This is a genomic window from Microvirga sp. jy35 (assembly GCF_056148915.1).
In genome coordinates this window covers 1-20635 of the sequence record NZ_JBWBEW010000035.1, presented here as the reverse complement: position 1 = coordinate 20635, position 20635 = coordinate 1, and the positions used below count along the sequence as shown (strand labels likewise).

Genomic DNA, 20635 nt, shown 5'->3' with positions numbered 1-20635 from the left:
CCGCGCTAAGAATTGTTGTAGAACGCTTAGTGAAATAGCTCGGAGTTGTAAGATGAAGGGACCACTAGAGCTTTGGGGCGGTTTGGAATGTACTGTCGCAAGAGTAGGCGACGATTACCGCGACCAAAGCCTGGAGACCGGTCATCACGATCGCATCGAGGATCTCGATCGCATCGCCGAGCTCGGGATCCGCACGCTCCGTCACCCGGTGCTCTGGGAGAAGATCTCCCCCGAGAGCCCGGACCGGACGGACTTCTCCTGGCACGATACGCGCCTTCAACGGCTTCAAGAGCTGAGCATCCGCCCCATCGCGGGTCTATGCCATCACGGCAGCGGCCCCCGCTACACCCACATGCTCGATCCCGCATGGCCCGAGCTTCTGGCGCGCCATGCCGCCAACGTGGCTGAGCGCTATCCGCATCTGGATCTCTACACGCCGGTCAACGAGCCGCTCACCACAGCCCGCTTCTGCGGCCTTTACGGGCATTGGCATCCGCACGGCACAAGCTACGAGTCTTTCCTCAAGATCCTGGTCAACGAGTGCAAGGCGACCGTTCTGTCCATGCGGGCCATCCGCAAGGTGCGCTTCGATGCGCAGCTCGTGCAGACGGATGACATGGGCAAGTCCTTTTCGACGCCGACACTTGCCTATCAGGCCGAGCATGAGAACCAGCGCCGCTTCCTGAGTTTCGACCTCCTGTGCGGCATGGTCGACCGAAGCCATCCCTGGTGGGACATCTTCCTCAAGTGCGGTGTCGCGCAAGCCGATCTGGAGCTCTTTCTTGAGGCGGATGCGGCACCCGACATCATCGGGATCAATCACTACCTCACCAGCGAGCGGTATCTCGACGAGCGCAAGAACCGCTACCCGGAACACCACTGGGGCGGGAACGGCCGGCATGAATATGCAGATGCGGAAGCCGTGCGCATGCCGCTGCCGATCCATGGTCTTGGCCCGGCTGCCCGTTTGCGGGAGGTGTGGGAGCGCTACCGGCGGCCCATCGCCGTGACGGAGGCTCACCACGGGAGCACCCGTGACGAGCAGCTGCGTTGGCTCATGCAGGTCTGGAACGACGTCAATACGCTGCGCGATGAAGGAGCCGACATCCGGGCCGTGACCGTCTGGTCGCTGTTCGGCACTGTGGATTGGAACAGCCTTCTCACCCAGCGCAACGGCTTCTATGAGCCGGGGCCCTTCGACGTGAGGTCGCCCGAGCCCCGCAGGACGGTGCTTGCTCATGCCGCGGAGGCGCTTGCTAAGACCGGAACGTTCGACCATCCGGTGCTCGATCGGGCCGGCTGGTGGCGGCGAGACATCCGCTTCTACAAGCGTCCGTCACGGCAGTCGAAATCCTGCTGGCTGGCCGACGAGCCGCGCCAGCTGCTGATCACGGGCGCTACCGGAACCCTGGGTCGCGCCTATTCGCGCCTGTGCGACTTTCGCGGGCTCAACCATGTGCTGCTCTCGCGGCAGCACATGGATATCGCCGATGCCAAGAGCGTAGCGGAGTCTCTCGGCTGCCACCGGCCCTGGGCGGTGATCAACACCGCCGGCTATGTGCGCGTCGCAGAGGCCGAGAACGACCGGAAGGCCTGCTTCCGTGAAAACACCAGGGGCGCCGAGGTGCTCGCGAAGGTGTGCGCCGATCTCGGCATACCGCTCGTGACCTTCTCGTCCGATCTCGTCTTCGACGGCTCGCTCGACAGGCCATATGTGGAGAGCGATCCGGTCAATCCGACCACGGTTTATGGCGAGAGCAAAGCCGAGGCGGAGCGTCGGGTTCTGGAAGCCCATGACAAGGCGCTCATCCTGCGCACGAGCGCCTTCTTCGGACCCTGGGACCGCTACAACTTCGTCTGGTCCATTCTCAATACCCTAAGCAAGGGAGAAGGGGTGGAGGCCAGCCTCGACGTGGTGTCGCCCACTTACGTGCCCGATCTCGTGAATACCTCCCTGGATCTTCTGCTCGATGGCGGCGCGGGCATCTGGCACATGGCCAATATCGGCGAGACCTCCTGGCGGGATCTCGCAGCCAGCGTGGCCGAGCGTGTAGGCTTCGATCCCGGCCTCGTCACCGATGAGGGCGATCTGCCGGCACTCAACACGGCGCTTGCCACCGAACGCGGCATTCTCATGCCGCGCCTCGACAGTGCTCTCGACCGATTCTTTGCCGACAATGAGGTCGAGTGGTCGGACGGCGTCATGAGGGTGGCAGCCGAGTAATCCCTCGGCTCAAGAAACGACAGGAATGGCCGGACACGTGCCGGCCATTCCTTTTTGGTCTAAAAAACGCAAAGGGGGGTGCAGGGATGTCTGCACCGCCCTTTGTCGCACATTATCGAGGCGCCTTATGCAGCCGCTTCCGCGGCCCGGACCGCCTCCTCGAGACGGGCTGCCCGCGACTCGACCGCGAGCTCCACCAGGGCATCCGTGAGCATCGTCGCCGTCGGGTCAGCAAGCGGCGCATCCCGCATCAGGCGCAGGGTCGAGGCGACGAGGCGGCCGCGTCCATAGGAGCGCTCGACGCCGAGCGCCACCGGCTTGTGGATCCAGCCGACCACGAGACCGGCGAAGACCCGCGCCTGGAAGTCGAGCAGGTTGCAGCCTGAGATGACGTAATCCGGCAGCACCCGGTCCATGGTCTCGTCGAGCAGCGGCCCGGACGGGAAGCGCGCGAAATGACCGGCACGCCGCAGCCACCCGAAGGACGACGCCCAGTCGCCCGACCACAACGTCCCGTGACGGGCCTGCACCTTCACCGCCTGCCAATGCGGGAAGAACGGGTAGAGGCTCATGTCGCTTTCCGGCAGCAGCAGGAGCTTGGCGCCGGCGCGCACATGGTCGGCAATCGCCTTGTTGTGCGTGCGGGCGACGACGAGGGTCGATTCCTCGAAGGCTCGGGCGAGGGTGTAGCCCAGGGCCCGGAAATGCTCGCGGATATCATCGTCCGGCGACCACACCAGCTCGCGTGCATGGGCGGGCCGGCTGCGCTTGGGATGGATGGCGATGTCATGGTGATTGTGCGCGATCGCGCGCCCGTTGGGGGCGCGCAGATCGAAATTGATCCGCCGCAGGGACGGCTCGTCCATCTGAGGCAGCTGGATCTCGACACGCCCCAGGTCGAAGACGTCCGGCGCCTCGATGCGGGGCAGGGGGAGCGACTGGGTTTCGCCGCCGAGCGAGATCTCCAGCGTGCAATCCTCGAGCACGGGCCCGGCGCCATGGGCGATGGCCAGACCAAGGGATGCCTTCTCGCCGGACCAGTAGGAGGCGCGCTCCCATTTGGGGGCGATCACCGTGTCCGAGTTGACGATGGGAAACAGCTCGTGGAACACGCGGGTATTGCGGCGCATGTCGAGCAGGCCGTTCGACTCCCAATGGCAGTCGTGCAGCTCGGTGATGACGTAGCCCGCAAGGCTCGGCTTGCGCCGCATCGCTTCGATTTCATACTTCAGCGCGCGGAACTGCTGCCACTGGGCCGCGATCACGAACCGGCGCAGGTCCCCGAACACCCGGTCCAGGCTCCAGTCCGAGAAGCGGTTCTCGACCCCGTGGGCGTACATCACGCCCTCGCCCCAGTCGTGGCCGGTTTCGAACCACCAGGGCTCCTCGCCCTTCTCGTCGCGCAGGTCCTTCGGGTAAGGCAGGCCCCAGTTGCCGAATTCGGAGCACATGAGCGGCTCGCGGCCGGTGATCACCGCATCGCCATGGGGCGAGTAGAGCCAGGAGGCGCGGCCCGACAGCTCGTCCACGAACTGGTCCCACTGCTCCCGGTGATCGGGATAGGCAGCGTAGAAGTGATAATCCGCAATGTCGGATTCCACGTGGAAGCTCGGCGCGAGCGGCGAGTTGTCGACCACGAGGCGCGTGGGGTCGTAGGCCTTCAGCCAGGCAAAGGTGCGCTTGAGCCAGTCGCGATGGTCCGCATCGTTGACGAGGTCGACGCCCCAGTTCTCGTTGATGATCGTCCAGATGACGATCGACGGATGGTTGCAGTCGCGGTCGACGATGCCCTTCAGGAGCTTTTCCTTGCGGCCGCGCGAGCGGTCGGTGGCCATGCCGCCGTTGGGCAGTTCGGTCCAGATGAGCAGGCCCATCCGGTCCGCCACCTCGTAGTAGCGCGGATCCGCCGCCTTGATGTGGCAGCGCAGGCAGTTGAGCCCCATCTCCTTCGCCTTGCGGAACTGATCCTCCAGGAACTCCACCGACGGCACGGTGCAGATCGTGTCCGGATAGTAATCCTGATCAAGCGCGGAACGGATGTAGAGCGGCTCGCCGTTGAGGTAGAACTTGCCGTTTCGGGTCTCGATGGAGCGGAATCCGAAATTGTCGCCGATCTCGTCCCTCACCTCGCCGCCGCGCATCAGCTCCAGGGTGATCCGATAGAGGTTCGGATGATCGGGCGACCAGGCTCTCACATCGTCGAGGGTGAACTCGAACGGCATCGAGGTGACGCCCACCTGCGTCTCGTGCATCTCGTCGAGCACCACGTCGCCCGACGGATCGGTCACCCGGATGCGGATCTGCGTCGCGTCGGTGAGCGGACGCGCGAAGAACACGCCGGAGGTCACGCGGCCCGTGGTGAGGTTGGGCACGAGGCGCACGCGGCTCATGTGATCGGGAATGCGGCGCTCGAGATAGACCGACTGCCAGATGCCGGACAGGGGGCCGTACCAGCTCTGCTTGCCGAAAGGAATTTCGGCAAACGGCGAGTCCGGGAACTCGGCCGGGTTGTCGGTCGGGCTGTCGACCCGGACCTTGATCTCGTTTGCGCCCGGCTTCAGGTGGGGGGTCACGTCGAAGGAGAACGGCAGGAAGCCGCCCTCGTTGTGGCCCACAGCCTCGCCGTTCACGAAAACCTTCGTATTGTGGAACACGGCGCCGAAGCGGATCCAGACGCTGTCGTGGAGCCAATCCTCCTCGACTTGGATTGTCCGACGATAGATGCCGATGCCGGCGCGCATGCGCAGGTCCGCGAACTGGGCCTGCCAAGGACTGGGCACCGTGATCTGGCGAACCTCCGCCGGGCCAGCGAGACGGTCGTCGGCCACATGCAAAAATTCCCAAGTCCCGTCCAGACTGATGCGATTGTCCAGCATGATCTCTCCTTGAATCAGAGATTACCCAAGGGTCTCGAAAACGGCGAAAACATGGCTGAGAGCAGCCCGGCGGAGGCAGTTGCCTGCCCTGCGACACCTCGTGCACGCGCGCTTGCTCGACCCATCGGCCCCTCGTCTCTGACCGTGATTGGCGGCCCGTGTCGGACAACGGGAAAGAGCTTCATTGGATCCAGACGGCAGAGACATACGGAACGCCGAATGGCCAGGATCGGATTCGGCAGGAACCGCCTCTGCCATCTGGCGTTGCCCTGATAATGCCGAGCCTTGCCGCTCGCCCGACAGACAACCCTTTTGAAAGAGACTGGAAATGGCTCAAATGATCCCCGACGATCGTACCCGCCAGGGAGGTTCAGGCCGCCCGGTTCTGGGCGTTCTGATCGGCTCGCTCCTGCTCCTCGCCGTTGCCGTTGGCGGGTACATGATCTGGGTTGGATCGACCTCGCCCGACGATCCGGGCACGGATGCTGCCCGCTCAGCCACGACAGGCTCAACGACCGGCTCGTCCAATGCCAACCCCACCAACCGGATTTCGCCCTCGAATCCGGCCTATCCGGCGCCCAATGCACAGCCTTCGGCCAACGAGGCTCCGAAGCAGTAACAAGGCTTCCCTGACGGCAGCCGGGCGAGGCATCACGGCCTCCCCGGCTTTTTTGTTGCGCTTGGTCTGCCCTGCGGCGAGTTTTCGCCGTAATGATTCGCAAAGAACCGGCCCGCTCGAGCTTCGTGCGAAGAGCGGAACCGGCAGCGTCGGAGCATCGGAACGGCTCCATGCTCCAGGGAATGCGATAGGGTAGACCGAATGACGAGTATTGGCCTCAAGCGGCTCTTCCGGGCTGCCGTGATCGTGCTGGCCCTCGCGGCCGGCGGCACGTCCGACGCGCAGCAGGCGCAGACTGCTCCCAATCCTCAGACGCAAGCTCCGGCGCAACCCCAGCCCTCGGCGGCGCCTGCGCCCGCGCCGGCGACGATCTCCGCGGAGACCAAGGCCGCCCGCGCCAAGCTCGACGGCTACAAGGCCGATCTCGAGCAGAAGGAGGCGGCGATCCAGGGCCGGACCATGTCGGACGGGGATCTGCAGGCCATCCGGCAGCAGATCGAGCCGATCATCGCCGATATCCGCACCATCGTCGACGAGCAGACACCAAGGCTCGAGGCCAGCAAGCAGCGCCTGAGCCAGCTTGGGCCGAAGCCCGAGAAGGGGCAGCCCGAGGAGAGCGCCGACGTCGCCCGGGACCGCGCGGAGCGCGAAGCGGCGGTGGCGGAACTCGACGAGACCCAGCGCCTCGGCCGCGCCCTGCTGGTGCAGGCGGAGCAGCTGAGCACCCAGATCGGGGACCTGCGCCGGACGGGCTTCACCCGCGCCCTGTTCGAGCAGAGCGACGGCCTGTTCAGCCCGGGCCTCTGGATGAATGTGGTGCAGGCCGTACCGCGGGAGCTCCGGGCGCTGGGCCTCATCGCCGAGGATGCCCTGGATCAGCTCCGGCGCAGCACGTCCCTCGGGGTCCTGCTCCTTCTCGGGCTGGCCATCGGCGCGGCGATCGCTCTTTATGCCGGCCGGCGTTACATTGCCCCGCGGCTCGTGCGGCGCGACCGGGCCATCAACGATCCGTCCCGCCGCAGCCGCCTGCTCGCGGCGCTCGGCGTCCTTGTTCTTGGAGCAGGCCCGGCCATTGCGGGAAGCTGGATCGTCTGGGTCGCCTTCGACTCCGCCGATATTGCGCCGCCCCGGCTGGAGCAGGTGGGCAAGGCGCTGTTGAGCGGGCTGGCCTTCATCGCCTTCGTGCGCGCCCTGATCGACGCCATCCTGGCGCCGGATCACACCTCGTGGCGGCTGATCCCGGTGCGGGATGCCTCCGCCACCCGGATCATGAGCTTCTCCGTCACCCTCGCGACCGTCATGGTCGTCGGCAAGGTGATCGAGGCCTTCAACAAGGCCATTGCCGCCGCCCTTCCCATCACGGTGATCACCCGGGCGGTCTTTGCCCTCGCGGCGGCTCTCGTCTTCGCCGAGCTCCTGCGCCGGTTCGCGGCCCGGGAGACTCAGGACGAGGCCTGCCTCGGGCCGTACGTTCCGCAGGAGGTCGACATCGGCGGCCCCCTGCGCAGCCTCGGCTGGTTCATCGTGGCCCTGATCATCGGCAGCGTGGTGGGCGGCTACATCGCCCTGGCCTCCTTCCTGGTCGACCAGGCGGTCGGGATTTCCATCATCATCGCCCTTCTGGTTCTCGGCATCGCGTTCGCCGACGAGTTCATCGGCGGTTCCCTGCGGGGCCAGAGCCGGATCGCCACGACGCTGCAGGCCAATACGGGCCTGCGCCGCCGCTCCCTGGAGCAGATCGGCATCCTGGTGAGCGGCGTTGCGCGCCTCGCGCTCATCATTGTCGCCATCCTGCTCGTGCTCCTGCCCTGGGGCATCGAATCGGCCGACGTGACGGGGTCGCTCAGGGCCCTGTTCTTCGGATTCAACGTTGGCGACGTCACCATCTCCCTGTCGTCGATTCTGATCGCGGCCCTGCTCTTTGCCGGCGGGTTCACGATCACGCGCATCATCCAGCGCTGGCTCGACAACACCTTCCTGCCGGCCACCGATCTCGATGCGGGCCTGCGCAACTCCATCCGCACGGCGGCGGGCTATGTAGGCATCATCACCGCGGGCGTCGTGGCCTTCACCTATCTGGGCCTGAGCCTGGAGCGGCTCACCATCGTGGCCGGCGCGCTGTCGGTGGGTATCGGTTTCGGCCTGCAATCCATCGTCAACAACTTCATTTCCGGCCTGATCCTGCTGTGGGAGCGCCCGATCCGCGTGGGCGACCTCGTGGTGGTGGGCGACGGCGAGGGCTATGTGCGCCGGATCAACGTGCGCTCCACCGAGATCCAGGCCTTCGACCGCTCAATGCTCATCGTGCCGAACTCGAACCTGATCTCCGGCATCGTGCGCAACCGCGTGCGCAACGATCGCGTGGGTCGCGTGCTCGTGTCGGTTCCGGTTCCCCGCTCCTCCGATCCGGATCAGGTGGCGGAGATCATGCGCAAGGCGGCCTTGGCGCACCGGGAGGTGATGAGCGAGCCCAATCCGCGCGTGCTGTTCAAGAAGGTGACGGAAAACACCATCGATTTCGACCTGGTCTGCTTCGTCGACGACATCGATGCGGCCGGCCGCGTGTCGAGCGAGCTCTACTTCGAGATCTTCCGCGGCCTGCGCCGGGCCGGCATCGGGGCTCCGGCGCCTGCACCGGCTCCGGAGCCTGAGGAAGAGCCGAAAACTCCGAAACCGGACGAGAAGGAGGACGAAACCTTAACCCTTCTCAAGGATAAGACGCCCGCATGAAGCGTCTCATTCTCATCAGCCTGTCCGCCCTCGCCGTGGCCGCCTGCCAGAGCGAGAAGCCCGTCACGCGGGGCCAGACCCCGAGCTTCTACGTCTCCATGGCCAAGGCCGGGGCTGAGGTGGATGCCGCCATGGCGCGCGACATGATCAGCGCCTATCGCGGCAACAACGGCCTGCGCCCCCTAGCTCTCGATCCGGATCTCCAGGCTGCCGCGCAGGCCGAAGCCGACGCCATGGCGAGGGCCGACAAGCCGAGCTCCGCCGAGAGCTTCAAGGCGCGGCTTGCCTCCACGGGTTTTGCCCAGCCGGCCGCAAACCTCTCCGCCGGCTATCACACCCTGGCCGAGGCCTTTTCCGGCTGGCGCGAGAGCCCGCCGCACAACCGGGTGCTCCTCGACGCCAGGGCGACCCGGATCGGCATCGCCACGGCGTATGCGCCGAATTCCAAGTACAAGGTCTATTGGGCTCTGGCCGTCGCGTCCGACAAGCGCTGATCGCCTGCGGCAATCCGAGACGGCAGGTTCCGGAACTTAACACATGTTAGCGGGCTTTAGCTTGAGGAACTCTCAAGCTTTACGAGTGCGCGTTTTGTAACATGCCGGACTTCGACCCGAAATTGGGCAGGCAAGTGCCCCCGCCGCCGGTGACTGGACGTGAACAGGAAGTCGGTCCCGGTCAGGACAACACGCTGGCCAAGGAAGCAAGGAAAGCTGCGGCGCACGAGCCCGATCCCCAGCACGCTGATGATGCAACCTCCGAGGCGAAACCCAGCATCGGTCGGGAGCTCTATGCGCTGTTTCGCGACATGCTCCGGGGCCGGAAGGGCTGGCCCATGCTGCGGCTTTCCGTGGCCATCCTCGTTGTCCTCATCGGCAACATGTTCGGCCAGGTGCGGCTCAACCAATGGAACGGCGCCTTCTTCGACGCGGTGGAGAAGCGCGCCACCTCGGCGTTCTTCGATCAGCTCCTGGTCTTCCTGGTGATTGTCGCCGTTCTGCTCGCTCTGGTGGTGGCGCAGACCTGGCTGCAGGAGCGCCTCAAGATCCGCCTTCGGCAGCGCCTCACCCAGGTGCTGCTCGACCTCTGGCTCAAGCCTAACCACGCCTACCAGCTCGGCTTCATGGGCAAGAGCGGGTCGCAGCCGGATCAGCGCATGCAGGAGGATTGCCGCCTCTTCTCCGAGCTCTCGACGGAGCTCGGGGTCGGCATGCTGCAGGCGCTTCTGCTGCTCGTCAGCTTCATCGGCGTGCTCTGGGGCCTGTCGAGCCCCGTCACCTTCACCATTGCCGGCAACGCCATCACGATCCCCGGCTACATGGTGTGGGTCGCAGTGGGTTATGCGGGCATCGGCTCGGGTCTCACCTGGCTCGTCGGCCGTCCGCTGATCCGGCTCAACACCGAGCGCTATGCCCGCGAGGCCGATCTGCGCTTCGCGCTCGTGCGCGTGAACGAGAGCGCCGAGAGTGTCGCGCTGTATAACGGCGAGCCCGACGAGCGCCGCAGCCTGGACGAGTTCGTCGAAGCCGTGTTGAAGTCCTCCCGGCGCTTGTCCAGCGGCCTCGCCCGGCTCACCTGGATCACCTCGGGCTATGGCTGGCTCGCCATCGTGGTGCCGATCCTCGCAGCCGCGCCGGATTACTTCGCGGGACGCCTCTCCTTCGGCGAGATGATGATGGTGGTGGGTGCCTTCAATCAGGTGCAGTCGGCCCTGCGCTACTTCGTCGACAACTTCCCGAAGATCGCCGACTGGCGTTCGGCGGTGCTGCGCGTCGCCACGTTCCGGCAGGCGGCCCTGGATCTCGATGAGGTCGCGGCCGAGAACCGCCGGATCGACATTGCCCCGCATCCCAAAGGCTGGCTCAGCTTCGAGGGCGTGTCGATCGCGCTCAACGACGGCAGCATCCTGATCGAGGACGCGACGGCCGAGATCAAGCCCGGCGAGCGGGTGCTGATCATGGGTGAATCGGGGGCCGGCAAGAGCACGCTTTTCCGTGCCATTTCCGGTCTCTGGCCCTGGGGCTCCGGCAAGGTTCGCGTTCCCAGGCCCGAGCAGATGATGTTCCTGCCGCAGCGCCCCTACCTGCCCTTGGGAACCCTGCGGGCCGCCATCAGCTATCCGGCCTCGCCCGACACGTTCGACGACAACGACGTTCGGGCGGCGCTCGAGCGCTGCGGCCTCGGCGAGTTCCTCGACATGCTCGACCGGCACGAGCGCTGGGACCGCAGCCTGTCGCTCGGTCAGCAGCAGCGGGTGGCCTTTGCCCGGGTGATCCTGCACAAGCCGCAATGGGTGTTCATGGACGAGGCCACGTCCGCCCTCGACGAGGAGAACCAAGCGTCCATGCTGGCTCTGTTCGAGAATGAGCTGAAGGGTGCAAGCGTGCTGTCCATCGGGCACCGGCCCGGACTGGAGGCGTTCCACACCCGCACCCTGCATATCCGCAAGACCAGCGAAGGCGCCATTCTTCTGGCCCGTCCGATGCGTCCTTCGCAGCCGAAGCTGGGGCCGCGATGGATCGGCCGCTTCCGGCGGAAGCTGCGGCCGGCTCATGCCCATGAGGGCTGATGCATGAAGGCGGAGCGCGCCGGCGTGAGCCCTCTCGAGACGCAACTCTCTATCGCGAGAGGAGTTTCCACCTTAAGGTCCCTTCCCTTGGCAGAGTCATCCCCATGCGGCTGATCAGGCTCTATATCCGTGTTCTCGGCGAGCTCGGGTCCGATCTCCGGGTCGGCGCGGTGCTTGCATTGGCCAATGTGGCGCTGGCGATCTCTGCCTTCGCTGAGCCCATCCTGTTCGGCCGCATCATCGACGTGCTCACCCGTGGTCAGCTGCCGGGCACGCCGCCCGTGACCTTCGGGGTCCTGACGCCGCTCATCCTCGCCTGGGTGGCCTTCGGGTTGTTTTCCATCGCGGCGGGCGCTCTCGTGGCGCTGCATGCGGACCGGCTCGCCCACCGCCGGCGCCTCGCCGTGGTGGCGAACTACTTCGAGCACGTGCTCGAACTGCCGCTCGCCTTTCACACCTCCACTCATTCGGGCCGCGTCCTGAAGGTGATGCTGGAAGGGTCGGGCAGCATGTCGTGGCTGTGGCTCGGCTTCTTCCGCGAGCACATGTCCGCCCTGATTGCGCTCGTCGTGCTGCTGCCGCTCACCGTGTTCCTGAACTGGCGCCTCGGACTTCTGCTCGTTGCGCTCGTCACCGTGTTTGCCGTGCTGACGGCGATCGTCCTGCGCAAGACCGAGACCCTGCAGGGCTCCGTCGAGCGGTATCACTCAAATCTTGCGGAGCATGCCTCCGACGCGCTCGGCAATGTGCCGGTGATCCAGTCCTTCACCCGCGTCGAGGCTGAGACGAGGTCGCTCAGAACCATCATTCACCAGTTGCTCCAGGCACAGAATCCGGTTCTGTCCTGGTGGGCGCTGGCCGCAGTCGCGTCGCGGGCGTCCGCCACCATCACGGTCACGGCGATCTTCCTGCTCGGCACATGGCTGCATCTGAACGGGCTCGCCACGATCGGCGAGATCGTCATGTTCATGAGCATGGCGACCATGCTGATCGGTCGGCTGGAGCAGGCAGTGAGCTTCATCAACCAGCTCTTCATGCAGGCGCCGAAACTGCAGGAATTCTTCGAGATCCTCGACACGGCGCCGGTCGTGCACGACCGCCCTAATGCCAAGGACGTGGAGCGCTATACGGGCGACGTGGTCTTCGACAATGTGAGCTTCTCCTATGACGGAAAGCGCTCCGCCGTGCAGGACGTCTCCTTTACCGTCCACGAGGGAGAGAATGTGGCGCTGGTGGGTGCGACCGGCTCCGGCAAGTCGACCACCCTGGGTCTTCTGCATCGCGCCTTCGATCCGCAATCGGGCTGCATTCGGATCGACGGGCTCGACATCCGTGACGTCACCCTGTCGTCCCTGCGACGGAACATCGGCGTGGTGTTCCAGGAGCCCATGCTGTTTGCCCGTACCATCCGCGAGAACCTGCAGGTCGGACGGCCCGATGCAACGGATGGGGAGATGGTCGAGGCGCTGGAGCGGGCGCAGGCCATCGAGTTCATCGCGCGGCAGACGGACGGCCTCGACACGGTGATCGGCGAGCGCGGACGCTCCCTGTCGGGGGGCGAGCGCCAGCGCCTGTCGATCGCCCGCGCGCTGCTCAAGAACCCGCCGATCCTGATCCTCGACGAGGCCACGAGCGCGCTCGACGCCGCCACCGAGCGCAAGCTGCAGATGGCCCTCGACGAGGTCATGAAGGGACGCACCACCTTCGTCATCGCCCACCGCCTCGCCACCATCCGCAACGCCAACCGCATCCTCGTGTTCGATCAGGGGCGGGTGATCGAGAGCGGCACCTTCGATGAGCTTGTCGCCAGGGGCGGGCGCTTTGCGGAATTGGCCAGGGCGCAGTTCATGGCTACCGAGGAGCCGCCGAAGCGCCCCGTGAAGGTATCGGCGCACGCATGACGCAGACCTTCGATCCCAGCACGCCCGGCAATCGCTACCGCACCAACGGCATCACGCTGCACGGCATCGAGGCGGGTCCTGAGGACGGTCCTCTTGTTATCCTCCTCCACGGCTTTCCGGAATTCTGGTGGGGGTGGCGCTACCAGATCGGGCCGCTGGCCGACGCGGGCTTCCGCGTGCTCGTGCCGGATCAGCGAGGCTACCATCTCAGCGACAAGCCGGAAGGCCGGCGGGCTTACGATCTCGATATCCTGGCCAAGGACGTCATCGGCCTGGCCGACGCCCTGGGCCGTCAGAGTTTTTCCGTGGTCGGTCACGACTGGGGCGGGCTCGTGGCCTGGTGGACGGCCTCGCGCCATCCGGATCGCGTGTCGAAGCTCGCCATCCTCAACGCGCCTCATCCGAACGTTGCCGGCGCCTACATGCGCTCGCATCCGAGCCAGATGGTGCGAAGCCTCTATGTAGGCTTCTTCCAGATCCCGCTCCTGCCCGAAGCCATGCTCTCGGCCGACGGCCACCGCAGCCTTAAACGTGCGCTCCGGCGCACGAGCCGTCCGGGGACGTTCTCGGATGACGATATCGGGATCTACGACAGAACCTGGTCGCAGCCCGGCGCGCTCACGGCGATGCTGAACTGGTACCGCGCCCTGCCGTTCAAACCCGACATGAAGGATGCGACTGTGCGCGCACCCACCCTCGTGATCTGGGGCAGCAAGGACCGTTTCCTGGAGAAGGGGCTGGCGGAGGCGAGCCTTTCCTTAAGCGAGACAGGCAGCATCCGCTGGATCGAGAACGCCACCCACTGGGTTCAGCACGAGGAGCCGGAGGCGGTCAACGCGGCGCTGGTGGAGTTCCTGAAGGCCTGAGAAGCCAGTTTCTAATTCACTTCTAGTTCGCTTTGGGAATGCATGCGCCTTTTCCCTCCCCCTTGTGGGGAGGGATCAAGGGTGGGGGTGTGAGCGTCACGCTGGTCCAGTTCAGCGCTCACACCCCCACCTCCAACTCCTCCCCACAAGGGGGAGGAGGGCTGTCGGCGCTTTATGAACGAGGTTCGAACTTACTCAGCCCTTGTGCGCACCAGCGACAGGGGCGTGATCCGGACTGCCATGATCCGGTTGCGGGACTTGCGCAGCACCTGGAAGCGGAAGCCGTGGAAGGTGAAGATCTGGCCCGTGTCCGGAATGGCCCGCGCCTCATGGATGACGAGGCCCGCGATGGTGGTGGCCTCCTCGTCCGGCAGGTTCCAGTCCATGGCGCGGTTGAGGTCGCGGATCGGCACGCCCCCGTCCGCGTTTACCGAGCCGTTGGGCTGCGGCCGCACGCCCTGCACGGAGAGGTCGTGCTCGTCCTTGATGTCGCCCACGATCTCCTCGAGGATGTCTTCGAGGGTGATCAGCCCCATCACCTCGCCGTACTCGTCGACCACGAGGGCGAAGTGCGTCTTCTTCGCGAGAAAGGCCTTGAGCTGATCGCGCAGGGAGGTGGTGTCGGGCACGAACCAGGTCTCCAGCGCAATCGCCTCCACCTTCAGCTTGCTCGCGTCGCCGCCGACCGCATCCAGCGCCCGCAGCAGGTCCTTGGCGTGGAGCACGCCGACGATGTTCTCCTGGCTCTCGCGCCAGAGGGGCAGGCGCGTATAGGGCGAGGACAGCACCTCGCGCACGATCTCTTCGGACGACAGATCGGCGTTGATCGTCCGCATCTTGGTGCGGTGGACCATGACCTCCGAGACGGAGAGGTCCTTGAGGTCGAGCAGGCCGCCCAGCATGTCGCGATCGGCCTTCGCAACGCCGCCCTCCTTGTGAAGCAGGGCCACCTGGCCGCGGATCTCCTCGCTGGCTGAGAGGATCGGCGTGTTCTCGCCGATCCGGATGCCGAAGGGCCGCAGCATGAGGCGCACCATGCGCTCGATGGCAATGGCAAGCGGTCCCAGGAACGCCACCACCCAGGACATGGGTCGCGAGAGGAACAGGGACGCCTGGTCCGAGGAGGAAATGGCGATGGTTTTCGGCAGCACCTCGGCGAACACGATCACCAGGATCGACATGATCACCGTGGCGTAGATGGCGCCCTCGTCGCCGAAGATCGCCACCAGCACGCTCGTGGCGAAGGCCGAGACGCCGATATTGACGATGTTGTTGCCGATCAGCACGGTGCCGATGAAGCGCTCGCGCATCTCGAGCAGGCGGTTCACCAGCTTGGCGCGCTTGTCGCCACCCTTTTCCAGCACCAGCATGCGGGAGCGGGAGGCCGCCGTGAAGGCCGTCTCGCTTGCCGAGAAGAAGGCCGAGAGCAGGAGGCAGAAAACGACCACCGCTCCTGCGAGCCAGAGATTGCCGGATGATTCCTCGACCATGACCGTTATGCGTTGATCTCGCTTGCCAGGAACCTGCGAACCTCGTGGGCCCCGATACCCGGCGCAATGAAGCTCCGGCCGATGCCGCGAGCCAGGATGAAGGTCAGGGCGCCGCCCTTCACCTTCTTGTCCTGAGCCATGGCATCGAGCAGCTCGTCGACCGTGCCGCAGCCTCCCGGAACCTGGGACAGGCGCGTGGGAAGCCCGGCGGCTTTCAGATGGGCCTCGACGCGATCCGCATCAGCCACCGGGCAGAGGCCAAGGGATGCGGAGAAGCGGAAGGCGAGGGCCAAGCCGATGGCGACACCTTCGCCATGGACGAGGCGCGCGGAGTCGTAGGCCGTGATCTTTTCGAGCGCATGGCCGAAGGTGTGGCCGAGATTGAGGAGCGCCCGGTCGCCGTTCTCATGCTCGTCGCGCACCACCACGGCGGCCTTGGCGCGGCAGCTCTGCGCCACGGCTTCGTCGCGTTCAGGGCCGCCGGCGAAGACGCCCTTCCAGTTGGCCTCGCACCAGGAAAAGAAGCGCGCGTCGTCGATGAGGCCGTACTTCACCACCTCGGCGTAGCCGGCGCGCATTTCGCGCAACGGGAGCGTGTCGAGCAGCGCCGTGTCGGCGATGACGAGGCTCGGCTGGTGGAAGGCGCCGACGAGGTTCTTGCCGTGCCGCGAATTGATCCCGGTCTTGCCGCCGACGGAAGAATCGACCTGGGAGAGCAGGGTGGTGGGCACCTGGACGAAGCGAACGCCCCGGCGCACCACCGCGGCCGCAAAGCCCGCGAGATCCCCGATCACGCCGCCGCCGAGCGCCACCACGAGGTCGCCGCGCTCGATCTTCGCGGCCAGCACCGCATCGCAGACCCGCTCCAGGCTCGCATAGGATTTGGTGGCCTCGCCGGGAGGCAGGGTGATCACCGAGGTGCGCAGGCCCTGCGCTTCGAGCGAAGCCCCCAGCGCGGAGGCATAGAGAGGCCCCACATGCTCGTCCGTCACGATGGCGGCAGCGCGGGCGCTCAAGCCTGCGATGCGCGCGCCGGCGGTCTCGATCGCGCCGCGCCCGACCAGGATGTCGTAAGCCCGTTCGCCGAGCGGTACCGGCACCGTGATCAGGGACGGGCTTTCCATCCGGGCAGAGGCAGAGGTCATGTCCGGGCGCTCTCCTGCTTTTGGTGCTCGAACCAATCCCTCAGGACCTTGATCAGTTCGGTCACCACCTTGTCGTGCGGAGCCTCGTGGGAGTCGATCGTGATGTCGGCCGTGGCATAGACCGGATGGCGCAGCTCCATGAGGCGGCGCATGGTACCCTCCGGGTCCGGGTTCTGCAGCAGGGGACGGGTCGAGCGCTTGCGCACCCGGCGCATGAGAACGTCGAGATCGGCCTTGAGCCAGATCGAGATGCCCCGCTCGGCGATCCGCCGGCGGGTTTCCTCGTTCATGAAGGCGCCGCCGCCCGTGGCCAGCACGATCGGACCCTCCTGCAGGAGGCGGGCGATCACGCGACGTTCGCCGTCACGGAAATGCTCCTCGCCGTGAACGGCGAAGATTTCGCGAATCGTCATGCCGGCCGCGGCCTCGATCTCGTGATCGGCGTCACGGAAAGGCAGCTTGAGCGACTGCGCGAGCCTGCGGCCCACGGTGCTCTTCCCGGCGCCCATGAGGCCGACGAGCACGAGCGATCGCGTGCCGAGCAGGCGGCTGATGGGATGGCCGCGCTGGCTTGCCTGGTCTTGCCCGCCTGCTTCATCGAGCGAATTGAAGCGGCTGATTTTGTTCATGGCTCCATGTCCTAGCACGGGCGCGGCGGCCTGTCACAAGGGCGTTACCTTCCGAGCCTTCGAAACTTAACCATCGAGAGGGGCTTGCCTTCCAGGCCCCGGCATGGTTCTAGCGGGTCAATTGTTCAAGAGGCTCAGGTGCCCACGCTCTTTCGGTTTCTCCTCGTCGTCGCCATTCTCGCAGGCCTTGGCTTTGCCGCCATGTTCGCCCTGGCGACCCTTGTCGATCCCGCCCCTCGGGAGATCAGCGTCCCGGTTCCGACCAGCCGCTCGCCTTCGTCTTCATGAGCGGCGCCCGCCACGCCAGCCTTTTCCTCGATATGCTCGCCGCCGAGCGCGGCGCCTCCAAGAACACGCTCGATGCCTACCGGCGCGACCTCGACGATTACCTGAGCTTCCTCGCTGAGGCGGGCGCCCAGCCCGACAGCGCAACCTCCACCACCATCCGGGGCTTCATGGCAAGCCTCGAGGAGCGGGGACTGAAAGCCTCCTCCGCCGCCCGCCGGCTCTCGGCCGTGCGCCAGTTCCACAAGTTCCTCTACGTGGAGGGCTATGCCCCCGCCGACCCGACCGCCGCCGTCTCGGCCCCGAAGCGGGGAAGATCGCTGCCGAAGGTGCTCTCCGTCGCAGAGGTGGATCGCCTGCTGCAGGTGGCCTCCGAGGGGATTGCTCATCCGCAAGCCACGCAACCTGAGCGCCTGCGCGCCGCTCGCATGACCTGCCTGCTCGAGCTGCTCTATGCCACGGGCCTGCGCGTCTCGGAACTCGTGGCGCTCCCGCGCAGCGCCGCCAAGACCCGCGACCGCTTCCTCGTGGTGCGCGGCAAGGGCGCCAAGGAGCGCCTCGTGCCCCTCACCGATGCGGCCAAGGAGGCAGCCACCACCTACCTCGCCCTGCTGGAGGAGCAGAAGAAGGCCTCCGGCCCCTGGCTGTTCCCGGCCGACAGCGAAAGCGGCCACCTCACCCGCCAGGCCTTCGCCCGCGACCTGAAGGCGGTGGCAGGCGCCGCGGGGCTGCGCGCCGACAAGGTCAGCCCCCACGTGCTCCGCCACGCCTTTGCGAGCCATCTGCTCCAGAACGGGGCGGATTTGCGCATAGTGCAGGAACTGCTGGGCCATTCCGACATTTCGACCACGCAGATCTACACCCACGTGCTCGACGAGCGCCTGAAGAGCATGGTGCGGGATCTGCACCCGCTGGCGGAGGGCGGGGAGTAGCACTCTCTTCTTCCCTCCCCCTTGCGGGGAGGGATGGCCGCGGCAGCGGACGGGTGGGGGTCGCAAAGTCGGACGCTGTGTTCGGTAATCTCGTCAATGCTGGTCTTACTTCGTCATCACCGGCCTTGTGCCGGTGATCCCGATCATGGAGAGCGAAGCGCTTTTCCTGATCGGGAGGGCCGGGACGAGCCCGGCCATGACGAAACGGTCTCACCCGGTCGGACCACCCCCCACCCCTGCCTCTCCCCGCAAGAGAGAGGGGAAACCTCACCGCCGCTTCAGCAAAAACACCGCCTGGTCCCCGAGCAGGTTCCATACCCACCAGGGCAGGGTCACGCGCATGGGCTGGCCGCCGGCATTGAGCGCCACGGCCTTCTCCATCTGGGCGCCGACCTCCCGGCACAGCTCCACGAAGTCGCGGATGGTGCAGAAATGGATGTTGGGGGTGTCGTACCAGGAATAGGGCAGGTTCTCGGTCATGGGCATTCGGCCCCGGACGCCGAGCTCGAAGCGCACCCGCCAATGGCCGAAATTCGGGAAGGACACGATGGCCCGGCGGCCGATGCGCAAAAGATGCTCCAGCACCACCCTGGGCTGGCGCGTGGCCTGGATCGTCTGCGACAGGATCACGTAGTCGAAGGCATCGTCCGGGTAATCGGCCAGATCCGTGTCCGCATCGCCCTGGATCACCGGCAATCCCTTGGCGAGGCACGCGTTGACGCCCTCGCGCGAAATCTCGATGCCGCGGCCGTCGACCCCCCTGCGGTCGCGCAGGAGCGAGAGCAGAGCCCCGTCGCCGCAGCCCACGTCGAGCACGCGGGAGCCGGGCTCCACCATGTCGGTGACCAGCAGAAAATCGAGGCGGTGGCCGCTCTCCATGTCGGTCAGGGGCACGGTGGCGGGCAGGCTCATGCGATCCCCCGGGCCCGCGCGGCCGCATCGATGAAGCCGCGGGCGGCTGCGAACATCTCGGGCTCCTCGAGCAGGAAGGCGTCGTGCCCCTTGTCGCTCTCCACCTCCACGAAGGCGACGGACGCGGCCGCGGCGTTGAGCGCATGGACGATGGCCCGCGAGTCGGAGGTGGGAAAGAGCCAGTCGGAGGTGAACGAGATCACGCAGAAGCGCGTGGGCGTGCCCTTGAAGGCCCTGGCCAGCGAACCGCCATGCTCGGCCGCGATGTCGAAGTAGTCCATCGCCCGGGTGACGTAGAGATAGGAATTGGCGTCGAACCGCTCGACGAAGGAGATGCCCTGGTAGCGCAGGTAGCTCTCGATCTGGAAATCGGCATCGAAGGAGAAGGTGGGGGCGGCCCGGTCCTGGAAGTTGCGCCCGAACTTCCGGTGCAGGGCGACTTCGGACAGGTAGGTGATGTGCGCGCCCATGCGGGCGACGGCGAGACCCTTGGAGGGGCGTGTGCCCTCGTTCAGGTAGCGCCCGCCGCGCCATTCGGGATCGGCCATTACGGCCTGGCGGCCGACCTCGTGGAAGGCGATGTTCTGGGCCGAATGGCGGGCGGCCGTGGCGATGGGCAGGGCCGAGAAGACCCGGTCCGGGTAGCTCACGGCCCATTGCAGCACCTGCATGCCGCCCATGGAGCCGCCGACCACGCAGAACAGCTTCTCGATGCCGAGCCGGTCGATGAGCGCCGCCTGGGCCCGCACCATGTCGGGAACGGTCACGACCGGAAAATCGACCGCGTAGGGCTGGTCTGTTGCCGGGTTGATGGAAGCCGGGCCCGTGGTGCCCATGCAGCCGCCGATCACGTTGGCGCAGATCACGAAGAAGCGGTTCGTGTCCACCGGCCTGCCGGGCCCGACCATGGTCAGCCACCAGCCGGGCTTGCCCGTAACGGGGTTGTCGTTCGCCACGTGCTGGTCGCCGGTGAGCGCATGGCAGATCAGGACCGCGTTGGACCTGTCCGCATTGAGGGTGCCGTAGGTCTGGTAGGCGATCTGCCAGGGACTCAGCGCCACGCCCGCGTCCATCATCAGAGGCTCGTCCGCGCCAAAGCGCATGACCAGGCTCGACGGGTCGTCGACCTGGTTTCGCGGTTCGGAGACAAGGGGGGCGAAGGACATGCTTTCAGCGGAAATGTTCGTTCTTTCGAACAATCGGTACTGCCCGGCGGCAGTCGCGTCAACGCGCATGAACGCTCCAACAGGACGAGCATGCTGGTGTCATCCCCGGCGCACGAAGTGCGGGAAGGAAATCCACCTGCACGTTCAGCACTATGGATTCCCTGCCCCTCCGCTTTTGTGTCCTTCCGGGAATGACACTCTCTTTGTCATGGCCGGCCCTGTGCCGGCCATCCCGATGATGTAAGGCGCCGCGGTCTTCTCAATCGAGATCACCGGCACAAGGCCGGTGATGAC

15 protein-coding genes are annotated in these 20635 nt (G+C 66.0%); 9 read left to right on the top strand and 6 right to left on the bottom strand.

The genetic code is table 11. The features are described 5' to 3' along the window. Window positions 1-52 precede the first annotated feature (52 nt). On the top strand, window positions 53-2224 hold the full coding sequence (locus tag AC0QTX_RS20745; protein WP_474605717.1) for a family 1 glycosylhydrolase: 2172 nt from the start codon (window positions 53-55) through the stop codon (window positions 2222-2224). Window positions 2225-2349: 125 nt separating this feature from the next. Here the strand turns inward: AC0QTX_RS20745 and AC0QTX_RS20740 are convergent, their stop codons facing one another. Further along, complete coding sequence (locus tag AC0QTX_RS20740) at window positions 2350-5100, bottom strand: glycoside hydrolase family 2 protein (RefSeq protein WP_474605716.1); 2751 nt, start codon at window positions 5098-5100, stop codon at window positions 2350-2352. Window positions 5101-5428: 328 nt separating this feature from the next. On the opposite strand from AC0QTX_RS20740, the gene AC0QTX_RS20735 reads away from it, so the two are divergent. From AC0QTX_RS20735 to AC0QTX_RS20710, 6 genes are all read left to right on the top strand, one after another. Then, window positions 5429-5719 (top strand): hypothetical protein, encoded by a 291-nt coding sequence (locus AC0QTX_RS20735; protein WP_474605715.1) that lies wholly within the window; start codon window positions 5429-5431, stop codon window positions 5717-5719. A 201-nt stretch (window positions 5720-5920) separates the two neighbouring features. Next, entirely contained in the window at window positions 5921-8449 is a 2529-nt protein-coding gene (locus AC0QTX_RS20730) for a DUF3772 domain-containing protein (protein WP_474605714.1), read from the top strand. Then, window positions 8446-8943, top strand: a complete 498-nt coding sequence (locus AC0QTX_RS20725; RefSeq protein WP_474605713.1) for a CAP domain-containing protein — start codon at window positions 8446-8448, stop codon at window positions 8941-8943. The genes AC0QTX_RS20730 and AC0QTX_RS20725 overlap by 4 nt, the downstream gene beginning before the upstream one ends. 101 nt (window positions 8944-9044) lie before the next feature. Beyond that, a complete protein-coding gene (locus tag AC0QTX_RS20720; protein ID WP_474605712.1) occupies window positions 9045-11015 on the top strand; it encodes an ABC transporter ATP-binding protein/permease in 1971 nt (656 codons plus the stop codon). 104 nt (window positions 11016-11119) lie between these two features. Continuing rightward, window positions 11120-12916, top strand: coding sequence for a glucan ABC transporter ATP-binding protein/ permease (locus AC0QTX_RS20715; RefSeq protein ID WP_474605711.1), 1797 nt, complete (start codon window positions 11120-11122; stop codon window positions 12914-12916). Beyond that, window positions 12913-13782, top strand: a complete 870-nt coding sequence (locus tag AC0QTX_RS20710) for an alpha/beta fold hydrolase (protein ID WP_474605710.1) — start codon at window positions 12913-12915, stop codon at window positions 13780-13782. The genes AC0QTX_RS20715 and AC0QTX_RS20710 overlap by 4 nt, the downstream gene beginning before the upstream one ends. Before the next feature lie 191 nt (window positions 13783-13973). Here the strand turns inward: AC0QTX_RS20710 and AC0QTX_RS20705 are convergent, their stop codons facing one another. The 3 genes from AC0QTX_RS20705 to AC0QTX_RS20695 are packed head-to-tail and all read right to left on the bottom strand — an operon-like array spanning window position 13974 to window position 17046. Further along, window positions 13974-15272, bottom strand: a complete 1299-nt coding sequence (locus AC0QTX_RS20705; protein ID WP_474605709.1) for an HlyC/CorC family transporter — start codon at window positions 15270-15272, stop codon at window positions 13974-13976. Between the two features lie 5 nt (window positions 15273-15277). Next, a complete protein-coding gene (gene aroB / locus AC0QTX_RS20700; RefSeq protein ID WP_474605708.1) occupies window positions 15278-16417 on the bottom strand; it encodes a 3-dehydroquinate synthase in 1140 nt (379 codons plus the stop codon). After that, entirely contained in the window at window positions 16414-17046 is a 633-nt protein-coding gene (locus tag AC0QTX_RS20695; RefSeq protein ID WP_474605707.1) for a shikimate kinase, read from the bottom strand. The genes aroB and AC0QTX_RS20695 overlap by 4 nt, the downstream gene beginning before the upstream one ends. 138 nt (window positions 17047-17184) lie before the next feature. Between AC0QTX_RS20695 and AC0QTX_RS20690 the strand changes: the two genes are divergently transcribed. Continuing rightward, window positions 17185-17334 carry a histidine kinase gene (locus AC0QTX_RS20690; protein ID WP_474605706.1) on the top strand — a complete coding sequence of 50 codons (150 nt, stop codon included), beginning with the start codon at window positions 17185-17187 and terminating at the stop codon, window positions 17332-17334. Next, complete coding sequence (gene xerD / locus AC0QTX_RS20685; protein ID WP_474605705.1) at window positions 17331-18263, top strand: site-specific tyrosine recombinase XerD; 933 nt, start codon at window positions 17331-17333, stop codon at window positions 18261-18263. Before AC0QTX_RS20690 ends, xerD begins: the two co-directional genes overlap by 4 nt. Window positions 18264-18530: 267 nt before the next feature. Here xerD and metW read toward each other — a convergent pair whose 3' ends face one another. Further along, the gene (metW, locus tag AC0QTX_RS20680; RefSeq protein WP_474605749.1) at window positions 18531-19142 is read right to left on the bottom strand and encodes a methionine biosynthesis protein MetW; all 612 of its coding nucleotides are present in this window, start codon (window positions 19140-19142) and stop codon (window positions 18531-18533) included. Between the two features lie 29 nt (window positions 19143-19171). Then, the gene (gene metX, locus AC0QTX_RS20675; RefSeq protein ID WP_474605748.1) at window positions 19172-20341 is read right to left on the bottom strand and encodes a homoserine O-acetyltransferase MetX; all 1170 of its coding nucleotides are present in this window, start codon (window positions 20339-20341) and stop codon (window positions 19172-19174) included. Window positions 20342-20635: the final 294 nt, after the last annotated feature.

Excerpts from the sequence above, each read along its gene's own strand:
- AC0QTX_RS20715 (WP_474605711.1), top strand. The coding sequence starts at position 11,120 with ATGCGGCTGATCAGGCTCTATATCCGTGTTCTCGGCGAGCTCGGGTCC.
- AC0QTX_RS20695 (WP_474605707.1), bottom strand. The coding sequence starts at position 17,046 with ATGAACAAAATCAGCCGCTTCAATTCGCTCGATGAAGCAGGCGGGCAA.
- AC0QTX_RS20720 (WP_474605712.1), top strand. The coding sequence starts at position 9,045 with ATGCCGGACTTCGACCCGAAATTGGGCAGGCAAGTGCCCCCGCCGCCG.
- metX (WP_474605748.1), bottom strand. The coding sequence starts at position 20,341 with ATGTCCTTCGCCCCCCTTGTCTCCGAACCGCGAAACCAGGTCGACGAC.
- AC0QTX_RS20725 (WP_474605713.1), top strand. The coding sequence starts at position 8,446 with ATGAAGCGTCTCATTCTCATCAGCCTGTCCGCCCTCGCCGTGGCCGCC.
- AC0QTX_RS20730 (WP_474605714.1), top strand. The coding sequence starts at position 5,921 with ATGACGAGTATTGGCCTCAAGCGGCTCTTCCGGGCTGCCGTGATCGTG.
- AC0QTX_RS20745 (WP_474605717.1), top strand. The coding sequence starts at position 53 with ATGAAGGGACCACTAGAGCTTTGGGGCGGTTTGGAATGTACTGTCGCA.
- AC0QTX_RS20740 (WP_474605716.1), bottom strand. The coding sequence starts at position 5,100 with ATGCTGGACAATCGCATCAGTCTGGACGGGACTTGGGAATTTTTGCAT.
- xerD (WP_474605705.1), top strand. The coding sequence starts at position 17,331 with ATGAGCGGCGCCCGCCACGCCAGCCTTTTCCTCGATATGCTCGCCGCC.
- aroB (WP_474605708.1), bottom strand. The coding sequence starts at position 16,417 with ATGACCTCTGCCTCTGCCCGGATGGAAAGCCCGTCCCTGATCACGGTG.
- metW (WP_474605749.1), bottom strand. The coding sequence starts at position 19,142 with ATGGAGAGCGGCCACCGCCTCGATTTTCTGCTGGTCACCGACATGGTG.
- AC0QTX_RS20735 (WP_474605715.1), top strand. The coding sequence starts at position 5,429 with ATGGCTCAAATGATCCCCGACGATCGTACCCGCCAGGGAGGTTCAGGC.
- AC0QTX_RS20710 (WP_474605710.1), top strand. The coding sequence starts at position 12,913 with ATGACGCAGACCTTCGATCCCAGCACGCCCGGCAATCGCTACCGCACC.
- AC0QTX_RS20705 (WP_474605709.1), bottom strand. The coding sequence starts at position 15,272 with ATGGTCGAGGAATCATCCGGCAATCTCTGGCTCGCAGGAGCGGTGGTC.